This is a genomic window from Marinobacter sp. UBA5687 (assembly GCF_002420325.1).
Lineage (GTDB): Bacteria > Pseudomonadota > Gammaproteobacteria > Pseudomonadales > Oleiphilaceae > Marinobacter > Marinobacter nauticus.
The window spans coordinates 1-1,881 of record NZ_DIHV01000053.1 but is presented as its reverse complement, the minus strand read 5'-3'; the positions used below and the strand labels follow the sequence as shown (position 1 = coordinate 1,881).

3 protein-coding genes are annotated in these 1,881 nt (G+C 56.4%); all 3 read left to right on the top strand.

Going from position 1 to position 1,881, the window contains the following annotated elements:
• Positions 1 to 438 (top strand): YebC/PmpR family DNA-binding transcriptional regulator (locus tag B3Y70_RS05685; RefSeq protein ID WP_288589364.1); only part of this gene is annotated, 438 nt, incomplete at its 5' end.
• A gap of 53 nt (positions 439 to 491) precedes the next feature.
• Positions 492 to 1,223, top strand: a complete 732-nt coding sequence (locus tag B3Y70_RS05680; RefSeq protein WP_288589363.1) for a glutamine amidotransferase — start codon at positions 492 to 494, stop codon at positions 1,221 to 1,223.
• A 96-nt stretch (positions 1,224 to 1,319) separates the two neighbouring features.
• Complete coding sequence (locus B3Y70_RS05675) at positions 1,320 to 1,721, top strand: PA2779 family protein (RefSeq protein ID WP_273030258.1); 402 nt, start codon at positions 1,320 to 1,322, stop codon at positions 1,719 to 1,721.
• The last annotated feature ends 160 nt before the right edge of the window (positions 1,722 to 1,881 follow it).

The following is a 1,881-nucleotide window of genomic DNA, read 5'->3' as shown; positions in this document are numbered from 1 at the left end:
GACTGCCTGACCGACAACCCGAACCGCACCTTTGGCGATGTTCGCCTGGCATTCACCAAAACCAAGTGCAAGATCGGCACCCCGGGCGCCGTGGCCCATATGTTTGATCACTGCGCCATCTTTGCATTCGCCGGCCAGGATGAAGAGGCCGTACTGGAAGCCCTGATGGAAGCCGACGTGGACGTTACCGACATCGAAAGCGAAGACGGCAAAATCACGGTATTCACCCCGAACACCGAATACGCCAAAGCCAAACAGGCTCTGGAAGCCGCGTTTGAAGGCATTGAGTTCGATGTGGACGAGATCCAGTTCCTGCCAAAAACCACCACCGTGGTAGAAGGCGACGACATCCCGATGTTCGAGAAATTCCTCGACATGCTGAACGATCTCGACGACGTACAGAACGTATTCCACAACGCGGAACTGCCGCAGGAATAACCTCTGCCGGCAAAGAGTAGTCACAGCGGCGCGACAGGGCGGAGGTAGCAGGCGTGGAAAAGCCAAAGGTTATTATCCTGAAAACAGGCTCAACCTACCCGCAGATACGGGATCAGTTTGGTGATTTCGACGCCTGGTTCCTCCGCAGCCTGACGGGCGATCTTGAACTTACCGTACTGGATGCCGTGCAAACGCCACCCGCGTCTGCCCCCAGCGACTGGGCTGGCATCGTCATTACCGGCTCGCCTGCGATGGTCAGCGACAAAGCACCCTGGAGCGAAGAAACCGCCCGCTGGATAAAACAGGCCGTCGAGGCCAACGTGCCACTTCTCGGAGTTTGCTATGGCCGCCAGTTGCTGGCCCATGCCATGGGTGGCAAGGCGGACTACCATCCGAAAGGCCGCGAGACCGGCACGCACACCGTGCGATTGCTCGACAGCGCCAGCTCAGACCCCCTGTTCAGTCAGTTGCCGGCAGAATTTCCCGCCCACCTGACCCACAAGCAATCAGCACTTGAGCTCCCTCCGGGCGCTGTATTGCTGGCCAATTCAGCCTTCGAGCCACACCAGGCGTTCCGGGTTGGCGAACATGCCTGGGGCGTGCAGTTTCATCCGGAATTCACCGATGCAATCATGAAAGCCTACCTCGAAGTCCAATATCAGGACATCGTTGCCGAAGGCCTGGACGCCCAGAGCCTGCTGCAGGGTGTGCGCCCTGCCCCTGATGCCAATCACTTGCTGAAGCTTTTCGCTGAGTACCTGAACGCCCAGGCAATGACCAAATAGTCATGGAACCCGAGCGGCTGTGTGAACGTTTTGTATGTTGAATGAGTACAGATCGCTATCTACTGTACTGGAATACAACTGAGAAAGGAGCCTCACATGAACGGTATCAGACAGCACTTAAGAAAATTCTCACTGGCCATGGCCGTGCTGCTCGCTTTTACCACCACCTTCTCTGTATCTGCCAACGCCGGCATGGTTGGAACCGGTGAGCTGATCCAGCAGCAACAGGTGGATCTGGACAGGCAACAATTGCTGGAGATGCTTGACGACCAGGGAGTGAAGGCAAAACTCCAGGAACTCGGCGTGAGTGAAGCCCAGGTTGAAGAGCGCATCCAGAATCTGACCCCGACGGAACTGGCCGAGTTTGAACAACAACTGGCCGAAGCACCAACCGGCGAAGGTGTTGTCGGTATCATTGTTCTGTTCCTGCTGGTGTTCATCATTACCGATATGCTCTGCGCGACCGATCTGTTCCCCTTTGTGAAGTGCATTCGCTGATCCCCAATGCAGCAGATGAACAGCCGTCTTAAATTGACTATGGCCGTCGCTTTGACGGCCATAGTGCTTCTGACCGGGTGTGCATCAACACCAGACTGGCCTGTCTCTGCCCCGGACAACACCAAACCGGTTTACTCGGAAAAGCTGCTGGAACAGGTGC